Raw genomic sequence first — 18,649 nt, forward strand, 5'->3', positions numbered from 1 at the left:
GAGTCCGGCGGGAGCCGCGCGCCGGGGGAAGTAAGGATTTGTTGATTGAAAGTCAGGCATTCCAGGATGTCGCGTATGTCGCGGTGTTACCGTACTTGTCGGTAACTCTGACGGGTACTCGTCAGAAATGACTCGGGGGTCACATCGTCATGGGCGTCGTGCCCCCATGACCAAGGAACACATGCACCACAGAACCACCACCCGGCTCGTCACGACCGCGGCCGCCCTGTCCCTCTCGTTCACCTCGGCCGTCGCGGCGGGCGCCCCGGCGGCCGCCGCCGAGAAGAAGCCGCCGAGCCTCCTGGAGATCGCCGAGCGGGTCTCGCACTACGCGCACTGCGACGACCTCGGCCTCCTCGAGAAGGCCTCCTGCCTGCGGGAGTTCAGCCGCAAGGCCCTGATCGCCGGCGCGGGCACCGTCCTGTTCCTCTACGGGACGCAGTCGGTGATGAGGGACCACGGCGCCCGCTTCAAGACGCTCGACACGGAGCTGGAGGCGCTGGGGAAGCTGAAGCTCGCCGAGCTCAAGGACCCCTCGTCGACCAACGACCCGAAGGAACAGGAGAAGATCCTGACCCAGGCGGTCAAGACCGCCAAGGCCGCGAAGCCGCACCTGATCAAGCTCGCCTCGAACGTCGCCGAGGCCGACAGGATGATGGGCACGACGAGCGACTCGCTCTACGCCCTCAGCATCCTCACCGTCGTCGTCGGCGACTACGGCTTCCCGCCGTCGCGGGACGTCGAGCCCGTCAAGGACACCACCGACTGGGGCAAGGAGCTCAAGGAGCTCAACGCGGCGTTCGACCAGATGAACAAGGGCTTCGCCCAGATGGACCGCGGCCTCAAGACGATGAACGAGGGCGTCGACGAGGTCAACAAGGGCCTGGCCAAGGCCAACAAGGGAATCTCCAAGGCCAACAAGGGCATGAAGGAGATGAACGACGGCATCGCCCAGGCCAACCGGGGCATGAAGACCGCCAACAAGAACGTCCCCGGCATCAAGAAGGGCGCCCAGCGGCTCAGCGAACTCCCCGACCTCGACTTCGACTTCTCCCACGTCGGCGACTCCTGGGGGTCGGGCTCCTCCGGCCTCGACGAGGCCACCCAGCAGCGCCGGATGTCCCTCTTCCTCGACCTGCTGCCGGGCATCGGCGACGGCAAGGGCATCGTGGAGGCCCTGACCGGCAAGGACCTGGCCACCGGCGAGCAGCTCAGCGGGGCGGAACGGGCGGCCGGCTCCCTCGCCGTCCTGCGCTGGCTCAAGGTCGGCGCCAAGGTCGGCGCGAAGGCCCTGACCGCCGACGACGTCCGCAAGGCCCGCAAGGGCGGGACGACCGCCGCCACCTGCGCGAGCAACAGCTTCCTGCCCGGCACGCCGGTGCTCATGGCCGACGGTTCCGCCGTCCCCATCGAGCGGGTGCACGAGGGCGACCAGGTCCTGGCCACCGACCCGGGCACCGGCACGACCCAGGGCCAGCCCGTCACGGACCTCATCGTCGGCGACGGCGAGAAGAACCTCGTCAAGGTCGGCGTGGACGTCGACGGCGACAGCGGGGACCGCACCGCCTCCCTCACCGCGACCGACCTGCACCCGTTCTGGACCGGCGACGAGCAGTGGACCAACGCGGCCGACCTGACGCCCGGGACGACGCTGCGGACCGACTCGGGCGCACCCGCCCGGGTCGACTCGGTCACCTCGTGGACCGCCCCGGCCCAGGAGGTCCACAACCTCACCGTGGCCGGCGCGCACACGTACTACGTGCTGGCGGGCGACACCCCCGTCCTGGTGCACAACGCGTCCCCGTGCAAGCTCATCACGTCGGCCATCGGCAAGGACGCCCAGCTGTCGAAGGCCGCGCAGCAGGCGGGCAAGAACCAGGCCGTCCAGCGCGACCTCGACGGCCTCTTCGAGCAGCTGTCCCGTGGAAACATGAACCCGGGACTCGGCAGCAAGGCGCTGGCGGGCACCGACATCACGTACGCCCGCGGCCGCAACGGCGGACGCCTCTTCTTCCGGAACGTGGACGGCGGCATCGAGATCGTCGGCAAGTCCGACAAGGGCAACGAGCCCAAGGTGATCGCGAGGCTGAAGCAGCTCTATGGAAAGTGATCAGCTCTGTGGAAAGTGACCAGCTCTTGGAAAGTGACCTCTACCACGTCGTCACGGACGACCGGTTCACCGCCCTGTTCATGCTGGGAGCGGACGACCGCGCCGAGGACGTCGAGAACGCCGACGCCGAACTCCGGCTGCCCGACGGCACGAGGTGGAGCGCCACCTTCATGACGCTCCGCGAGATCGCCGCCGTCATGGACCGCTGGAAGCGGACGGGCGAATGCGCGGGCGGCGCCTTCTTCCAGTGCGCGGACCTCGTCGTCGTCCCCACCGGAGGGGTCGACGCGATGACGACGGCCTTGCGCGCCCTCCTCGACGAGGGCGGCCCGGAAGGAGTCCTGCCCGAACTGCCCGCGCTGGACTGACCCGGCCGGGGCGCCGGCGGCGGAGCACTGGAGCTCTAGGGAGCCTCCTCCGCCGGCGCCCGGCCCGTCAGCGTGGCGAGGCTGCTGCGTACGTGGTCCATGTGCGCCCGCATCTCGTCCCACTGCTCGCCGTGCTCACGCAGCACCCGCTCCGTCTCGCGCGCCACCCGCTCCTCGCGCACACCGGCCTCCGCGACCAGCTCCGCGCCCCGCGCCTGAGCGTCCTCCTGCTGGTGCCGCGCGAACTCCTCCGCCTCGGCGAAGGTCCGCTCGGCCTCGGAGAGCCGGGCCTCGGCGGCGGCCACCCGCTCCGCGTAGCGCGCGTCCGACTCCGCCTCGCGCTCGGCCGCCTCCCGCTCGGCGGCCTCCCACCGCTCGCCCTGTTCCTTCTCCTGGCCGGCGAGCATCTCCTCGCACCGCTGCCGCATCTCGCGCAGCGCGGCCAGCGCCTCGCCGCGCCACGCCTTGACGTCGCGCCGCGCGGAGACCCGCGCCTCGTCGGCCGTCGCCCGGTCCGCGAGGAGACGCTGCCGCGCCCGCTCCTCCGCCTCCGCTCCGACCTCGTCGGCGTAGGCACGCGCGGCCTCCCGCGCCTCCCGCACCCCGGCCTCGGTCTCCTCCGTCAGCCGCTGCACGTCCGCCCGGGCGGCCTCGCGCACGGCCGTGGCCTCGGCCTCGGCGAGCCCCAGGATCTGCCGGGCCCGCTCGCTGAGCGTCTCGTACGTCTGGGGGGCGAGCCGCGCCACCACGTCCCGCAGCCGCTCGGCCTCCGCCTCCATGTCCTTGGCCAGGACGGTGAGCCGGGCGGCACGCTCCCACGCCCCGTCCCGCTCCTCGGACAGACCGGCGGCGTACGCCTCGACCTGTGCGGGACGGTAGCCGCGCCCCCGCACGGTGAAGAAGCCGTGCGGCGACGGCGCTGCACCGCTGCTGCTCATCCTTGGATCCCCTCTCCGACGTACCACGCGCGTACTGCACGATTGGCGCACATCTTGATGGATCAAGCGGAAGCGCTCATAACGCGACACTCCGCCCACTCCACCCGCTCAAGGATGCGTCAATTGGCGGCGGAAGTCGGAATCGGGGCGACATTCGTCCGGTCCCACGCCCCGTATGGGCCAGCGCGAAGGAGGCGCCCGACCCGTATCCCCGGGCCGGGCGCCTCGTTCCACACCTACGGTCGCGGACTACAGAAGCCCGTCCCACATCTGCTCCAGGAGCACCGACCACCAGCTCTCCGGCGACGCGAGAGCCGCCGGGTCGAGTGCGGCCAGCTGGTTCTGGAAGTCCACTGTCCAGCGGCCCGCCTGCTCCTGGTTGAGCCCGAAGCGCAGCCGCCACATCCGGCCGAGCAGCGCCATGCAGCGCGCGAACTCCGGCAGCCCCGTGTTCACGAACTGCGGCGGCACGGGCGCACCGCCCGGACCCGCCTCCACCGGCACGGCCACGATGTTCGCCGTGCCGTACTGGACACAGAGCGCCCGGCCGAAGTCGCTGCCCATCACCAGGTACGAGCCCGCGTCGGAGGCCGGCTGCACGCCCCGCTCCTGCGCCAGCTCCGCCAGCGTCGGCACCGGACGCCCCGGCTGGGCCTGCGCCCAGAAGAACGGCCCGAAATCGACGGGCAGCCCCGCCACCACGAGGGTGTGCGCCACGATGTCCGGCACGCCCTGCCGCGACACCGCCCGCTGATCGAACCGGAAGATGCCGGGACCGAAGGCGGCGGCCAGCTCCTGCGCGATGCCCTCCGGGGGGATCGGCGGGGCGGGCGGCATCTGCTGCAGCGGGGCGCGCACCGGCGCGGGCCGGGCGGGGCCGTCCGCGACCTGGTGCAACTCCCCCTGGTGCGCGAGGAGTTGCTGCATGCCCTGCTGGCGCGACGCGTGGTCCCTGCCGTACGGGGCGATCGACGTGATCCGCGCCTGCGGCCAGGTCTCGCGGATCATGCGGGCGCAGTACGCGCCCGGCAGCTCGCAGGACTCCAGCTCCGTGTGGAGTTCGAGCACCTGCTGCGGCGGCACGTTCATGCCGCGCAGCTCGTGCAGGATCTGCCACTCCGGGTGCGGGGTGCCGGGCGCCGAGCGGCGGATGAGCTGCTGCTCGGAGCCGTCGGCCGCGCGGAAGCGCAGCACGGCCTGGTAACCGGGGCCGACGGTGGGCTGACCGGTCGGCTGCTGCGGATAGCCGTACGGCTGACCGCCGGGCATGGCGGGGCCGCCGGGCATGACGGGCGTGCCGGGTCCGCCGGGCATGGCGGGGCCGACGGGGCCGGGCTGTCCCGGCGCGGGCGGCGGCGGCATCCCGGGCGCGCCGGGACCACCGACCGCCGGTCCGGCCAGCATCGTCGCGGCGTGGTGGACGCCGCCGCCGGGGGGCGGCGGGGTGCCGGGCGGGCCGGGAGGCTGCGGGGCTCCCGGGGCACCGGGCGGGCCGGGAGGCTGGGGCGCGGCGGGCGCACCCGGCGGCTTCGGACCACCGGCGCCACCCAGACTCGGATCGGCCAGCATCGTCGCCGCGTGGTGCACCCCACCCGGAGGCGTACCGGGCGCACCCGGAGCGCCGGGCGGGCCGGGCGGCTGCGGAGCACCCGCTCCAGGCGCACCGGGCGGACCGGGAGGACCGGGAGGACCGGGAGGCTGCGGCGCGGCGGGCGCACCCGGCGGCTTCGGACCACCGGCGCCACCCAGACTCGGATCGGCCAGCATCGTCGCGGCATGGTGCACCCCACCCGGAGGCGTACCGGGCGCCGCGGGCGGCTGCGGTGCCGCGGGCGGCTGGGGTCCGGCAGGCGGCTGGGGTCCGGCAGGCGGCTGAGGTCCGTCCGGGCCGAGCGAGGAGACGAGCTGCGTCGGAACGTAGCCACCGGCAGGGGTGCCGGGCGCACCGGGCCCGGATGGCGGCGGCGTCGCACCGGCGGGAGCGCCGGGCGGACCGGGCGGACCGGGCGGCGCAGGCGTACCGGCACCGCTGCCGCGGGGCCCGTGGGGCGGGCCGTCCGCCTTGCTGGTGGCGGCGTCCGCGATGTCCCCGGCTCCGGGGGCGGCCGCCGCGGGAGCCTGCGGGTATCCGGACGCGTCGGCGGACGCGGCGGGCGGCGGAGGCGTCGGCGAACCCGCGGGCGCGTTCGGCGGCGGACCGGAGGGTGCCGCGGGAGCCGCGGGCGCGCCCGGCGCCGGGGTGTCGAGGGCCGGGGCGACGGTCGTCCGCGGCAACTGGCTGCCCCCGTGCATCAGCGCCGTCTTGGCCTCCGGCGCGGCACCCGGCGGGGTGTCCTCGTCGTCCAGACCGGTCAGCGGCGGCGCGAAGACCGTGGCGGGCAGCGGCACCGAATGGTCGTCGCCCGCGTCGGCGTTGGTGTCCGTACCGGCCCACGGAGTCGCCCCGGCGGGCTCGCCCGGCGAGACCTCGGGCAGGCTGTCCGCGCCGTCGGACGCGTCGTCGGACGTGTCGTCGGCCATGTCGTCGTCGGCGGAGGCAGCCGCGGGCCACGGCGTACCGCCACCCGGAGCGACAGGCGCCGCGGGAGCCTCGGGCGTTACGGGCGTCTCGGCGACCGGAGAACCGGACGAGGCACCTGACGAGGCACCTGCCGAGGCATCCGACGGAGCACCGGACGACGAAGCCGCCCCCTCAGCGCGCCGGTCGGGGATCCCCAGCTTGTCCGCCGCTTCCTGGAGCCACTCCGGAGGAGTCAGCAGGAACGACGTCTGGTTCAGGTCGACCCGCTCCGGGGGCACCGCAGGCGTGTCGTGCGGCGCCGCGTCCGGGAGGCCGTACTCCTCCTCGTACCGGCGGATCACCTCACCCACGGGCAGCCCCGGCCAGAGCGTGGCCTCACCGCTGTCCCGCGCGATGACCAGCCGCTGCGCGCCGCCGTCGGAGACCGGACCGTTCTCCCGGTCCTCGGCCCAGGCCACGAAGCCCAGGTCGAACTCCCGGACCCGCACCTCACGGTGCTGATAGCCCGGCACGTCGCCGTTGACCCACTCCTCGGCGCGGTCCTGCGCCTGCGCGAACGTCACCATCGTTACGTCACTCCCCACCCGAGGACACGGGGACGGCCTGCGCGAAGCCGCCGTCCACCATCAGGTTCGCCACGGTCTCCAGCTCCGGCGGATTGCCCGCGAGCCGGGACAGGAACGCGTCGAAGTCGTCACCGCACGGCAGCAGCAGCCGCCGCACGCGCTCGGCCGGCGGCCACGCGTCCTGGTCACGCACGTCGTCGTACGCGCAGAACCACACCGAACCGACCCGGTCACCCTTGACCTTCACGGCGAGCAGACCGCCCTGGACGAAACCGACGCCCAGGTAGTCCTTGGTGAGGTGGTCGCGCAGACACTTGTTGACGTACACCAGGTCGTTGACCGCGGCCTCGTCCCGCACCGTGAAGAACGGCTGGTCCACGAGGAGCCCCAACTCGGCGTCCAGCGCGGCACCGACCGGCGCGCAGCCGCCCGCGGCCTTCAGGAACGAACGGTAGGCACCCGGCAGGCGGTATCCCAGGTCCTCCTCCACGCCCTGCACCTGCTGCTCCGTCACCGCGACCGCCGCCTTCGGCAGCCCGAAGTGCGCGGGCCGCGTCTCCTGCAACGGGCGCGTGCCCCGCTTGTCCTGGTCCACCGGCGTCGTCGCGATCCCGCCGTGGTGGCGCAGCAACGCCTTCACCTCGACAGGCACCAGCTCAAGACGGCGGCTGCCGCGCACGTGGTGCCACGTCCAGCCGTGCGGGGTCGCCACCGCGGGAATCGTGTCCCATAGGTCGTGACCCGCCGCCGCGAGCACCGCGTTCGCCGACACGTAGTCCGTCAGGCGCAGTTCGTCGACGCCGAAACCCTCCGGCGGCTCGGCGATCTCGGCGGCGGCGCGCGCGTAGGCGGAGAAGTCCGGATAGCCGTGCTCGTCCACCCGCACCCCTCTGGGATGGCGCGCGGCCCGGACCGGGTCCGGGAAGTGCACGACCTGCCCCGCGTAAGCCGCGTTCGGCGGCGCGGACTGCTGCCCCAGCCGACCTGTCGTCATGGCGGTTGCCCCCTGCGGCACTGTGGAAGGTTCTGATTCTTTCGTGTGAACCGAGCCGCGGAACCGGCCCACGCATGTACGTCCGGTTCCACATCTCGTTCTGCGATGCCGACACAGCCTATGCGCAAGGACGACACCGGTCACCGGGCCTCCGGTTCCATGACCACCAGCCACCGGACGGTCACCGTGCGGCGAAACCCGGCGGAAAGCCAGGCGTGTCGCGGTGCCCCAGCTTCCGCACCACCCGCCCCATTTGGCAGGCTGTCCCCGCGACGCGGGGGCGTGGCACACGCGGTGACGGCCGCGAGCAGGGGGAGGGAAGAGCGCAATGCAGACGGCACAGAGCGGCATGCCCGGCCACACGCTGCCCACGACGGCGGCCACGGGCAACGACGGCACCACCCGGCCACCCGGCCACGGCCCGGCCACGATCCCGACAGCAGGGGACCCGCGCGCGAGCGCCAGAGACCCGCGCGCGGGCGACCCACGCGTCGGCTGGAGCGCCACCGCCGCCCACGCGCCCATCCTCCGCCAGCGCCGCGACGGCATCCTGCCGACCGTCGCCGCGGCCCTCTCCGTACGCGGCCAGACCACGCTCACCTGCACCGCGGGACGCGGCGAGGAACCCCCCGCGCTCCACCCGCTCGTCCAGGACTTCCTCGACGCCCTCACCAGCGGCCAGCGCGAACGCTTCACCGGACGCTGCGCCGAGGCCATCCTCATCTCCCGCCACCTCACGGCGGCCGACAGAGGCCGCTCCAAGCGCGCCGCCCGCAAACCCATGACCAACGGCGAGGCCCGCAAGGCCCTCAAACACGCCAAACTCACCACCCGCCGCATCCGCGAGGACGGCGACCCCCTGCACGGCGGCTTCGCCCAGCCCTGCCGGTCCTGTACCGCCCTCACGGCCCACTTCGGCGTACGGATCGTCGACCCCACGGCCACCGAAGCCTGACCGTCGCCCGGACACCCGCCGGACCGGCGCCCCACCGTCCGTCCGACCGCCCCCACGACCGCCCGAACGACCGAACGAGGGCCACCCGTTGATGCACCCCGAACACCCCGCCCCCACCGCCGCACCGGCCACCGGCGGCAGCACCCGCTTCCCCGTCCCCGTCGACGCCGCCCTGCGCGCCGCCGGCTGGCGCCCCGGCCACTGGGACATAAAGCAGGCAGAGATCTGGGCCGACGCCCTGCGCCGCCACACCTCCCCCGCCGGACACCGGCACACCGTCTTCCCGGCGGCGGTCGAGGCCTGGGCCGAGTTCGGCGGCCTGCACATCACCCCGCAGGGCCCCGGCCGCCAGATAGCGCCCGCCACGGTGCACCTCGACCCCATGTACGGCCTGCACCTCGCCCGCACCCTCGGCGACCTGGGCCGCGCCCTCGGCACCGAGGTCTGCCCCATCGGCGAGGAACCCGACAACCAGGCGCTCCTGGCCATCGACACCGAGGGCCGCGTCTACAGCCTCGACCACAGCGGCGACTGGTTCCTCGGCGCCCACATCGACCAGGCCCTCGCCACCCTCGTCACGGGCGCCCAGCCCACCCGCCTCTCGGCGAGCACCGGAACCTAGAGCCCGGCTACCCGCTACCCCAGCGCGACAGCCGCCGCCGGAAGCACCGCCGACACCCGGAAACCCCCGCCATCCGTCGGCCCCGACACGAACACCCCGCCCAGGCCCGTGACCCGCTCCTTCATCCCCACCAGGCCGTTGCCGCCGCTGGGCAGCCGCGCGTCCTGCGCATCACTACCCGCTTCCGGCGGCGGCTCGTTCTCCACCTGCATGGCGATCTCCGCCCCGCGATACGCGAGGCGCACATACGTCTTCGCGCCCGCCGCATGCTTGTGCACGTTCGTCAGCGCCTCCTGCACCACCCGGTAGGCGGTCTGCTCCACCTCCGCGGAACAGTCCCGCGGCTCCCCCTGCACCGACAGGTCCACCGCCATGCCCGCCGCACGGGACTGCCCCACCAACTCGTCCAGCTCCGCCAGACACGGCCCGTCCTCGTCCACCATGCGCGACGCCGCCGCGGCCGCCGCGAACCCCACCGCGGCCAGCGGCAACGGTTCGGCGGGCCGCTCCTTCTTCGCCCCGTCGCCCGCCCGCAGCACCCCGAGCATCTCCCGCAGCTCCGTCAGCGCCTGCCGGCCCATGTCCCCCACCAGCGCGGCGTTCCTGACCGCCTTCTCCGGGTCCTTCCGCGCCACCGCCTGCAGCGCCGCCGCGTGCACCACCATCAGGCTCACCCGGTGCGCCACCACGTCGTGCATCTCGCGGGCGATCCGCGTGCGCTCCTCGTTCCGCGCCCACTCCGCCCGCTCCTCGGCACGCTCGGCAAGCAGCTGAAGCTCCCGCTCCAGACTGTCCGCACGCTCCCGCATCCCCTCCACGAGGCGGCGCCGCGCCCCCACGTACAACCCGAGGAGCACGGGGGGCGCGGTCACGCCGATCGCGGCGGTGACCGCGAAGAACGGGATGAACTCGCTGCCGATCGTCGGGCTGCCCTCCGCCATGTCCTGGTTGGCCCGCACCATCACGACGATCAGCGTGCCCGCCATCGACATCCCGGCAAGCGCCCCGGTGATGCGGCGCGGCAGCTCGGAGGCGGCCAGGGTGTAGAGGCCCACGACCGTGAGCAGCACGCCCATCTGCGCGGGCGTGATCGCGATCGATATCAGTACGACGGCGACGGGCCAGCGCCGCCGGATCAGCAGTGCGGCGCCCGCGAGCACGCCGAAGCCGATGCCCACCGGCGCGGGCAGCCCGGAGTCGCGCGCGAAGGACACGCCCTCCGCCCCGCACTCCGCCGCGGACAGCGCGGCGAGCCCCACATCCAGCGCGGCGCCGCGCCACCGCTCCCACCACCACGGCCCGGTCATGGCCGTGGTGCGGTCGTCCCCCGTCGTGGTCATGTCTTCCAGCGTACGGGCGTTCCGCCCCGGTTTTCCGGTGAGTTTCCGGCTCGGTGATCCAGCACACGCCCTGTTCGACCGGAAGCGAAACCTGCCGGTATCCCTCGAACTGTTGAACCGTTCCTGCTTTCGCGCCGGACGTCCGCATTCCGGACGAGGGTCGCCCCATGACGGAGATCACGCCCGCGAGGGGCACACCGAAGAGCAAGTACGAGGACTTCGAGGGACTGCGGGAGAGGGCGGTCGCGTTGCGGCGGGAGGGGCTGAGTCTGCGGCGGATCGCCGATGAACTCGGCGTGCACAGCAAAGAGGTCCTGAGCCGCCTGGTCCAGGGGGAGCCACCCGCCGAATGGACCCGGCGCCCCCGGGCCAAGGACGGCCTGCGAGACCAGGCTCGCGCGCTGCGCCGCCAGGGCCGGACGTACAACGAGATCCAGGCCGAACTGGGCTGCTCGAAGAGCTCCGTCTCCCTATGGGTGCGCGACCTGCCGTCGCCCGCACCGCGCTGCACCCCGGAAGAACAGCAGGCACGCATGAACGCCGGCCTCGCCCGGCTGCGAGCCGCCCAGGACGCCGAACGCCAGACGGTCAAGCGTTCGGCGGCCGCCGCGGTCGGCAAGCTCTCCGACCGCGAGCTGTTCCTGGTGGGAGTGGGTCTCTACTGGTCCGAAGGCACCAAGGACAAGCCCTACCGCCGCACCGAGGTGCTTCAGTTCATCAACAGCGACCCGACCATGATCCGGCTCTACCTGCGCTGGCTGGCGCTGCTCGGGGTCGGTGCCGATCGACTGACCTTCCGCGTCAGCATCCATGAATCGGCGGACGTGCAAGCCGCGGAGCGCCACTGGGCCGAGGTGCGGGTGTCGACGTGTCCGCCTTCAACAAGCCGACCCTGAAGAGACACAACCCCCGCACCACGCGCAAGAACACGGCGGACGCGTACCACGGGTGCCTGGTGATCTATGTGAAGCAAAGTGCCGATCTCTACCGTCGCGTCGAAGGCGCTTGGTACGGCATAGTGTTGGGTGCCGATTCGGCGACCTGACCAAATGTCCGGTTTAGCCGATTCATTCCCCCGTGGTGTAATTGGCAGCACTGTGGCTTTTGGTGCCATCTGTCCGGGTTCGAGTCCTGGCGGGGGAGCCAGCCGTTCCGGGTCCTGACCTACAAGGTCGGGACCCGCCCTCATTTCTCCCCTTCTACGCCCCGGTATCCTGCGGATGTCCACCCCACCAGGCACCCCAAGCCATCCGAAGCCGAAGGGCACCCCCGTGAGCGCAACCCTTCCCCGAGCAGTCGGCTCCGCTCCCGCAGGGGAGACCCCACTGGCAGCCGTCGTCGTCCTCGCAGCGGGTGAGGGCACCCGTATGAAGTCGGACCTTCCCAAGGTCCTGCACGAGATCTGTGGCCGCTCCCTCATCGGGCACGTGCTCCACGCCGCCTCCGCGCTCTCGCCCGAGCAGCTCGTGACCGTCGTCGGTTTCCAGAGCGAGCAGGTGCGCGAACACCTCGCGGCCGTCGCCCCGCAGGTCCGCACCGCCTACCAGGCCGAGCAGAACGGCACGGGGCACGCCGTGCGCATCGGCCTGGAGGAGCTCGGCGGTTCGGTCGACGGCACGGTGGTCGTCGTCTGCGGCGACACCCCGCTGCTGACCGGCGCGACGCTCGAACAGCTCGCGGCGGTGCACGAGGGCGACGGGAACGCCGTGACCGTGCTGACCGCCGAGGTGCCGGACGCGACCGGCTACGGCCGCATCGTGCGCGACGGCGCGAACGGCTCCGTCACGGCGATCGTCGAGCACAAGGACGCCACCGAGTCGCAGCGCGCGATCCGCGAGATCAACTCGGGGGTCTTCGCCTTCGACGGCCGTCTCCTCGCGGAGGCCCTCGGCAAGGTGCGTACGGACAACAGCCAGGGCGAGGAGTACCTCACGGACGTCCTGGGGATCCTGCGCGAGGCCGGGCACCGCGTCGGTGCCGCCGTCGCCGGGGACCACCAGGAGATCGCGGGCATCAACAACCGCGTCCAACTGGCCGAGGCCCGCCGCACGTTGAACGACCGGCTGCTTACGGAGGCGATGCTCGCGGGCGTCACCGTCGTGGACCCGGCCTCGACGTGGATCGACGCGACCGTCACGTTCGAGCGGGACGCGACCGTCCAGCCGGGCACGCAGCTGCAGGGCGCCACGCACGTGGCCAAGGGCGCCGAGGTCGGTCCCAACACCCGCCTGAAGGACACCAGGGTGGGCGCCGGGGCCAGGGTCGACAACACCGTCGCCGACAGCGCGGAGATCGGGGAGCGGGCGGTCGTCGGCCCGTACACGTATCTGCGGCCGGGCACCCGGCTCGGGGTGAAGTCCAAGGCGGGCGCGTACGTGGAGATGAAGAACGCGACGGTCGGCGAGGGCTCGAAGGTCCCGCACCTGTCGTACGTGGGCGACGCGACGATCGGCGACCACTCCAACATCGGTGCCGCGAGCGTCTTCGTGAACTACGACGGCGAGGCGAAGCACCACACCACGGTGGGGTCCCACTGCCGCACGGGTTCGGACAACATGTTTGTGGCTCCTGTCACGGTCGGGGACGGCGCGTACACCGCCGCCGGGTCCGTGATCACGAAGGATGTGCCGGCCGGTTCACTGGCCGTCGCGCGGGGCCAGCAGCGGAATATCGAGGGCTGGGTGGCCCGAAAGCGTCCGGGGAGCGCGGCCGCGAAGGCGGCGGAGGCGGCGTCCCGGGAGCCGGGCGGCGAAAGCTGACCGGAAACAGGTGCGTCTGACACGGCGTACCGTGATAGTGCACATTCGGCCGACTCGACGCACCGGGACGCGTGAGTACGGCAGCGGGAAGAACTCTCTGAGGAGACAGTGCTGTGACCGGGATCAAGACGACCGGCGAGAAGAAGTTGATGCTCTTCTCCGGCCGCGCCCACCCCGAGTTGGCCGAGGAGGTCGCACACAAGCTGGGTGTCGGCATCGTGCCGACGAAGGCCTTCGATTTCGCCAACGGTGAGATCTACGTCCGCTACCAGGAGTCGGCGCGCGGCGCCGACTGCTTCCTGATCCAGAGCCACACCGCTCCGATCAACAAGTGGATCATGGAGCAGCTCATCATGATCGACGCGCTGAAGCGCGCGTCGGCCCGCTCCATCACCGTCATCGTGCCGTTCTACGGTTACGCGCGGCAGGACAAGAAGCACCGCGGACGTGAACCGATCTCGGCGCGTCTGATCGCGGACCTGATGGCGACCGCGGGTGCCGACCGCATCCTCACGGTCGACCTGCACACCGACCAGATCCAGGGCTTCTTCGACGGCCCCGTCGACCATCTCTTCGCGCTGCCGATCCTCGCGGACTACGTGGGCGCGAAGGTCGACCGTTCGAAGCTGACCGTCGTGTCGCCGGACGCCGGCCGCGTCCGCGTCGCCGACCGCTGGTGCGACCGCCTCGGCGCCCCGCTGGCGATCGTCCACAAGCGCCGCGACAAGGACGTCGCCAACCAGGTCACCGTGCACGAGGTGGTCGGTGAGGTGAAGGGCCGCGTCTGCGTCCTGGTCGACGACATGATCGACACGGGTGGCACGATCTGCGCCGCCGCCGACGCGCTGTTCGCGCACGGCGCGGAGGACGTCATCGTGACGGCCACGCACGGTGTGCTTTCGGGTCCCGCCGCGGACCGCCTGAAGAACTCGAAGGTCAGCGAGTTCGTCTTCACGGACACGCTGCCGACGCCGGGTGAGCTGGAGCTCGACAAGATCACGGTGCTCTCGATCGCGCCGACGATCGCGAACGCCGTGCGCGAGGTCTTCGAGGACGGTTCGGTGACGAGCCTCTTCGAGGAGCAGTGACCGGACGCTCGATCTGAAGATCGATTTCTGGGGCGGCCTCCCCGCCGGGTAGACTCACGGAGTTGCTCGGCGAGGGAGGCCGCACTTTTTCTGTGCGGCGGTCCGTTATCGACGCGCTCTTCGTAGCAGGCCAGTCGTATGGCCGGGTAACCCCATCCGACACCTGTTGTACGAGGAGTGCACATGCCTGAGGTCAAGCTTTCCGCCGAGACCCGCACCGAGTTCGGCAAGGGCGCCGCCCGCCGTCTGCGCCGCGAGGACAAGGTCCCCGGCGTTCTCTACGGCCACGGTGCCGAGCCGGTCCACCTGTCGCTCCCGGGCCACGACCTGCTCCTGGCGCTGCGTACGCCGAACGTCCTGATCTCCCTGGACGTCGACGGCAAGACCCAGCTGGCCATCCCGAAGGCCGTTCAGCGTGACGTCCTCCGCATCGGCATCCTGAAGCACGTCGACCTGCTCCTCGTCCGCAGCGGCGAGAAGGTCACGGTCGAGATCCCGGTCCACACCGAGGGCGAGCTGGCGCCGGGCAGCAACCTGCTCGAGCACGTCCTGAGCACCCTGCCGGTCGAGGCCGAGGCCACGCACATCCCGAGCGAGGTCACCGTCTCCATCGCGGGCCTGGAGGCCGGCGCGTCCATCCTCGCGAAGGACATCCCGCTGCCCGCCGGCTCCACGCTGGCCATCGACGAGGACGCCGTCGTCCTGCAGGTCCTGGCCGCGCAGGCCGAGGAGGCCCCGGCCGAGGGTGCCGCCGACGACGCGGCCGCCGAGGCCTGAGCCTCGCCGACCACACGCGTACCGCGACAGCCGTCGCTCCCTGAGGGGGGCGGCGGCTGCCGCGTGCGCACCGGACATGGGCGTATGAAGGAGACATGCACGTGACGACGGACGCCAGCGCTCCCTGGCTGATCGCGGGCCTCGGCAATCCGGGCCCCGACTACGCCATGAACCGGCACAACGTGGGGTTCATGGTGGCCGATTTGCTCGCGCACCGCATGGGCGGCAAGTTCAAGCGGGCCGGGAAGGCTCAGGCGCAGGTGGTCGAGGGCCGGATCGGTGCCCCGGGTCCGGCGAGCCGTCGGGTGATCCTCGTGAAGCCGATGTCGTACATGAATGTCTCCGGCGGCCCGGTGACGGCGCTCCGCGATTTCTACAAGGTGCCGACCGAGCACATCGTCGCGGTCCACGACGAGCTGGACATCGACTACGGCGCGCTGCGCCTGAAGCTGGGCGGCGGCGACAACGGCCACAACGGTCTGAAGTCGATGACGAAGGCGATGGGCGCCGACTACCACCGGGTGCGGTTCGGCATCGGTCGCCCGCCGGGCCGGATGCAGGTGGCGGACTTCGTCCTGAAGGATTTCTCCGCCACGGAACGCAAGGAGCTCGACTACTTCGTGGACCGGGCGGCCGACGCGGTCGAGTCCCTGGTCACGGAGGGCCTTGAGCGGGCACAGAGCACGTACAACTCCTGAGGGGCGCGCAAGCGCCGCCTCAGGGGCGCGGGGAACTGCGCGACCAGCCACGACGGACCCGCAGCCGACATACGACAGACAGGGCCCCGCACCGCCGAAGCGATGCGGGGCCCTGTCACGTGGGCCGGGGGCGTCAGCCCGTGTTGCGAAGCCCCGCGGCCACCCCGTTGACGGTGAGCAGCAGCGCCCTCCCGAGCAACGGGTCCGGCTCCTCGCCCGCCGCCGCGGCATCCCGCTGCCGCTTCAGGAGCGCGACCTGAAGGTAGGAGATCGGGTCCAGGTAGGCGTCGCGGATCGCGAAGGTCTGCTGCAGCGCCGGGTGAGAGCCGAGGAGTTCGTCCCCACCCGTGATCCGCAGGACCTCACGCACCGTCAGCTCGTGCTCTTCCTCGATCGTGGTGAAGACGTGCTTGAGCTCGTCCGGCACGAGGGTGTCCACATAGTGTCGGGCGATTCGCAGGTCCGTCTTCGCGAGCGTCATCTCGACGTTGGAGATGAAGTTGCGGAAGAAGTGCCAGTGCTCGTGCATCTCGTCGAGGACGGTGTCCAGGCCCGCCTCGCGCAGGGCCTTGAGGCCCGAGCCGACGCCGAACCAGCCGGGCACGATCTGCCGCGACTGGGTCCAGCCGAAGACCCACGGGATGGCGCGCAGGCCGTCGAGCGAGACGCCCGAGCCGGGGCGGCGCGAGGGGCGCGAGCCCAGGTGGAGCTCGGCGAGCTGGTCCACCGGCGTCGACGCGAGGAAGTACGAGGGCAGGTGCGGGTCCTCGACGAGCTTGCGGTAGGCGGTGTGGGCCGCGTCGCTCACCACGTCCATGGCGGCGTCCCAGCGGGCGAGGGCCTCGTCGGACTGGCGGGGAGCCGTGTGCAGGGCGGAGGCCTGCAGCGTGGCGGCGACCGTCAGCTCCAGGTTCTCCCTGGCCAGTGACGGCACGAGGTACTTGTCGGAGATGACCTCGCCCTGCTCGGTCACCTTGATCTCGCCCTCCAGGGTGCCCCAGGGCTGGGCGAGGATCGCGTCGTGGGAGGGGCCGCCGCCGCGGCCGACGGTGCCGCCGCGGCCGTGGAAGAGGCGCAGGCGCACGCCATAGCGGTGGGCGACGTCGCGGAGCCTGCGCTGGGCGCGGTGGATCTCCCACTGCGAGGTGGTGATGCCGCCGAACTTGGAGGAGTCCGAGTAGCCGAGCATGACTTCCTGGACGTCGCCCCGGAGTGCCACGAGCCTGCGGTACGAGGGGTCGGCGAGCATCTCGTCGAGGATGACGTCGGCGGCGCGCAGCTCGTCGGTGGTCTCCAGGAGCGGCACGATGCCGATCTTGGCCCATCCGGCGTGCAGGTCGATGAGGCCCGCCTCGCGCGCCAGCACGGCCGCCGCGAACACGTCGTCGGCGCCCCGGCACATCGAGATGATGTACGACTCGATGACCTCGGGTCCGAAGACTTCGAGGGCTTTCTTGACGGTGAGGAAGACGCCGAGGGTCTTCTCGCCCGCGGCGTCCACGGGCGCCGGGGACGGGCCGAGCGGGCGGCGCGACCGCAGCTCCTTGGCGAGGAGCTTCTGGCGGTATTCGCGGGGCATGTCCGCGTACCGCCAGGACTCCTCGCCGAGGCGGTCGAAGAGCTGGCCGAGCGCGTGGTGGTGGGCGTCGGCGTGTTCGCGTACGTCCATGGTGGCCAGCTGGAGGCCGAAGGCGGCGAGGGTGCGGATGGTGCGGTTCATCCGGCCGTCGGCGAAGAGGGCGCCCTTGTGCTCGCGCAGCGAGGTCTGGATGAGCGTGAGGTCGTGCAGGAGCTCGGTGGTGCCGAGGTAGTCGCGGCCCTCCTCGTGCGGGGTGCCCTTGGCCAGGCGCTGCTTGGTGTTCTCCAGCTTCTGCCGGATGCAGGTGGCCTTGAGGCGGTAGGGCTCCTCGGCGTTGAGGCGCTTGTAGCGGGGGCTGATCTCGGGCAGCCGCTCCAGGTCGCACTGGAGGGAGGCGCGCAGTTCCTCGGTGGCTCCGGTGTAGCGGATGGAGTTGGAGAGGAAGCCGCGCAGCTCGTCGATCATGTCGACGGCGTCGTTGATGCCGTGCTCGTGCTGGAGGATGAGGACGTCCCAGGTGACCTGCGGGGTCACGTTGGGGTTGCCGTCGCGGTCGCCGCCGATCCAGGTGCCGAAGCTGAGGGGGCGGGTGCCTTCGGGCAGCTCGACGCCGACGCGTTCCAGTTCGGCGGTGAGGTCTTCCAGGACGTCCCCGACGGCGCCGGCGTGCAGCTCGTCGAGGTAGTAGATGGCGTTGCGGGCCTCGTCGGCGGGCTCGGGGCGCACCACGCGGAGCTCGTCGGTCTGCCAGACGAGGTCGATGTTCTCGGCCAGTCGGGTGTCGTGGCGGCGCCGGTCGGACTCGATGACCGGGGTCTCCAGGAGCTCGGCGATGCGGCGGAGCTTGTTGAGCACGGAGCGGCGGGCGGCCTCGGTGGGGTGCGCGGTGAAGACGGGGCGCACGTTGAGGTGCTGCACGGTCTGGCGCAGGTGCTCGGGGTCGGCGTCCTTGAGGCGGTCCGCGGTGCGGGAGAGCAGTCCGCCCTCGGCCGCGCGCCGGGCGCGCAGCTCGCGGCCGCGGTGGACCTGCTCGGTGACGTTCGCCAGATGGAAGTACGTGGAGAAGGCGCGGACCAGCTTGGCCGCGGTCTCCAGTTCCGTGCCGCCGAGGAGCTTGGCGGCGGCCTCGCCGTCCTCGCGCGTCAGACTGCGGACCTTTTCGACCAGTTCGAGGAGTTCGGGCCCCTCCTGGCGTACGAGGGTCTCGCCGAGCAGGTCGCCCAGGCGGCGGATGTCGGCGCGCAGCTCGGTGCTGGCGTTGCTGTTGGCCTGCTGGCCCTGGTCGTCGGCACTGCTCACAGGTGCGGCTCCTTGCAGTGTTGAAGCGCTTCAAG

The 18,649-nt window shown here is 71.9% G+C and carries 13 protein-coding genes, 1 tRNA gene and 1 pseudogene; 10 read left to right on the top strand and 5 right to left on the bottom strand.

The annotated features are described in order from the left end of the window. Nucleotides 1-181: 181 nt before the first annotated feature. Nucleotides 182-2,110 carry a polymorphic toxin-type HINT domain-containing protein gene (locus ACFVYL_RS20135; protein WP_389717834.1) on the top strand — a complete coding sequence of 643 codons (1,929 nt, stop codon included), beginning with the start codon at nt 182-184 and terminating at the stop codon, nt 2,108-2,110. A gap of 26 nt (nt 2,111-2,136) precedes the next feature. Further along, entirely contained in the window at nt 2,137-2,478 is a 342-nt protein-coding gene (locus ACFVYL_RS20140; protein ID WP_389717837.1) for a hypothetical protein, read from the top strand. Nucleotides 2,479-2,513: 35 nt separating this feature from the next. On the opposite strand, the gene ACFVYL_RS20145 is transcribed toward ACFVYL_RS20140, so the two are convergent. From ACFVYL_RS20145 to ACFVYL_RS20155, 3 genes are all read right to left on the bottom strand, one after another. Further along, nucleotides 2,514-3,416: a cellulose-binding protein gene (locus tag ACFVYL_RS20145; protein ID WP_389717839.1), complete on the bottom strand. Its 903-nt coding sequence runs from the start codon at nt 3,414-3,416 to the stop codon at nt 2,514-2,516. A gap of 249 nt (nt 3,417-3,665) precedes the next feature. Then, nucleotides 3,666-6,503 (bottom strand): SUKH-4 family immunity protein, encoded by a 2,838-nt coding sequence (locus ACFVYL_RS20150; protein ID WP_389717841.1) that lies wholly within the window; start codon nt 6,501-6,503, stop codon nt 3,666-3,668. Nucleotides 6,504-6,510: 7 nt separating this feature from the next. Continuing rightward, nucleotides 6,511-7,497, bottom strand: a complete 987-nt coding sequence (locus tag ACFVYL_RS20155) for an SMI1/KNR4 family protein (RefSeq protein ID WP_389717843.1) — start codon at nt 7,495-7,497, stop codon at nt 6,511-6,513. A 328-nt stretch (nt 7,498-7,825) separates the two neighbouring features. On the opposite strand from ACFVYL_RS20155, the gene ACFVYL_RS20160 reads away from it, so the two are divergent. Continuing rightward, entirely contained in the window at nt 7,826-8,452 is a 627-nt protein-coding gene (locus ACFVYL_RS20160; RefSeq protein WP_389717845.1) for a YwqJ-related putative deaminase, read from the top strand. Nucleotides 8,453-8,543: 91 nt separating this feature from the next. Then, nucleotides 8,544-9,074 carry an SUKH-3 domain-containing protein gene (locus tag ACFVYL_RS20165; RefSeq protein ID WP_389717847.1) on the top strand — a complete coding sequence of 177 codons (531 nt, stop codon included), beginning with the start codon at nt 8,544-8,546 and terminating at the stop codon, nt 9,072-9,074. A 14-nt stretch (nt 9,075-9,088) separates the two neighbouring features. On the opposite strand, the gene ACFVYL_RS20170 is transcribed toward ACFVYL_RS20165, so the two are convergent. Further along, nucleotides 9,089-10,414 (bottom strand): sensor histidine kinase, encoded by a 1,326-nt coding sequence (locus ACFVYL_RS20170; protein WP_389717849.1) that lies wholly within the window; start codon nt 10,412-10,414, stop codon nt 9,089-9,091. Nucleotides 10,415-10,581: 167 nt separating this feature from the next. On the opposite strand from ACFVYL_RS20170, the pseudogene ACFVYL_RS20175 reads away from it, so the two are divergent. The 6 genes and pseudogenes from ACFVYL_RS20175 (at nt 10,582) to pth (ending at nt 15,736) form a co-directional block, all read left to right on the top strand. Next, nucleotides 10,582-11,459 (top strand): annotated as a pseudogene (locus tag ACFVYL_RS20175) (hypothetical protein). Between the two features lie 26 nt (nt 11,460-11,485). Next, nucleotides 11,486-11,560: transfer RNA gene (locus ACFVYL_RS20180), tRNA-Gln, on the top strand. A gap of 179 nt (nt 11,561-11,739) precedes the next feature. Then, nucleotides 11,740-13,173 carry a bifunctional UDP-N-acetylglucosamine diphosphorylase/glucosamine-1-phosphate N-acetyltransferase GlmU gene (glmU, locus tag ACFVYL_RS20185; protein WP_389718177.1) on the top strand — a complete coding sequence of 478 codons (1,434 nt, stop codon included), beginning with the start codon at nt 11,740-11,742 and terminating at the stop codon, nt 13,171-13,173. Between the two features lie 113 nt (nt 13,174-13,286). Next, nucleotides 13,287-14,261: a ribose-phosphate diphosphokinase gene (locus ACFVYL_RS20190; RefSeq protein ID WP_358776299.1), complete on the top strand. Its 975-nt coding sequence runs from the start codon at nt 13,287-13,289 to the stop codon at nt 14,259-14,261. A gap of 183 nt (nt 14,262-14,444) precedes the next feature. Continuing rightward, nucleotides 14,445-15,038: a 50S ribosomal protein L25/general stress protein Ctc gene (locus ACFVYL_RS20195; protein WP_389717851.1), complete on the top strand. Its 594-nt coding sequence runs from the start codon at nt 14,445-14,447 to the stop codon at nt 15,036-15,038. A 95-nt stretch (nt 15,039-15,133) separates the two neighbouring features. Beyond that, nucleotides 15,134-15,736, top strand: a complete 603-nt coding sequence (pth, locus tag ACFVYL_RS20200) for an aminoacyl-tRNA hydrolase (protein ID WP_389717853.1) — start codon at nt 15,134-15,136, stop codon at nt 15,734-15,736. Nucleotides 15,737-15,869: 133 nt separating this feature from the next. On the opposite strand, the gene ppc is transcribed toward pth, so the two are convergent. Next, nucleotides 15,870-18,614 (bottom strand): phosphoenolpyruvate carboxylase, encoded by a 2,745-nt coding sequence (gene ppc / locus ACFVYL_RS20205; protein WP_389717855.1) that lies wholly within the window; start codon nt 18,612-18,614, stop codon nt 15,870-15,872. Between the last annotated feature and the right edge of the window lie 35 nt (nt 18,615-18,649).

This window comes from Streptomyces sp. NPDC058308 (assembly GCF_042880275.1).
Lineage (GTDB): Bacteria > Actinomycetota > Actinomycetes > Streptomycetales > Streptomycetaceae > Streptomyces.

Bases quoted from the DNA above. Each gene is read 5' to 3' on its own strand.
- ACFVYL_RS20165 (WP_389717847.1), top strand. From the start codon at position 8,544: ATGCACCCCGAACACCCCGCCCCCACCGCCGCACCGGCCACCGGCGGC.
- ACFVYL_RS20135 (WP_389717834.1), top strand. From the start codon at position 182: ATGCACCACAGAACCACCACCCGGCTCGTCACGACCGCGGCCGCCCTG.
- ACFVYL_RS20170 (WP_389717849.1), bottom strand. From the start codon at position 10,414: ATGACCACGACGGGGGACGACCGCACCACGGCCATGACCGGGCCGTGG.
- ACFVYL_RS20150 (WP_389717841.1), bottom strand. From the start codon at position 6,503: ATGGTGACGTTCGCGCAGGCGCAGGACCGCGCCGAGGAGTGGGTCAAC.
- ACFVYL_RS20155 (WP_389717843.1), bottom strand. From the start codon at position 7,497: ATGACGACAGGTCGGCTGGGGCAGCAGTCCGCGCCGCCGAACGCGGCT.
- ACFVYL_RS20160 (WP_389717845.1), top strand. From the start codon at position 7,826: ATGCAGACGGCACAGAGCGGCATGCCCGGCCACACGCTGCCCACGACG.
- ACFVYL_RS20195 (WP_389717851.1), top strand. From the start codon at position 14,445: ATGCCTGAGGTCAAGCTTTCCGCCGAGACCCGCACCGAGTTCGGCAAG.
- pth (WP_389717853.1), top strand. From the start codon at position 15,134: ATGCACGTGACGACGGACGCCAGCGCTCCCTGGCTGATCGCGGGCCTC.
- ACFVYL_RS20145 (WP_389717839.1), bottom strand. From the start codon at position 3,416: ATGAGCAGCAGCGGTGCAGCGCCGTCGCCGCACGGCTTCTTCACCGTG.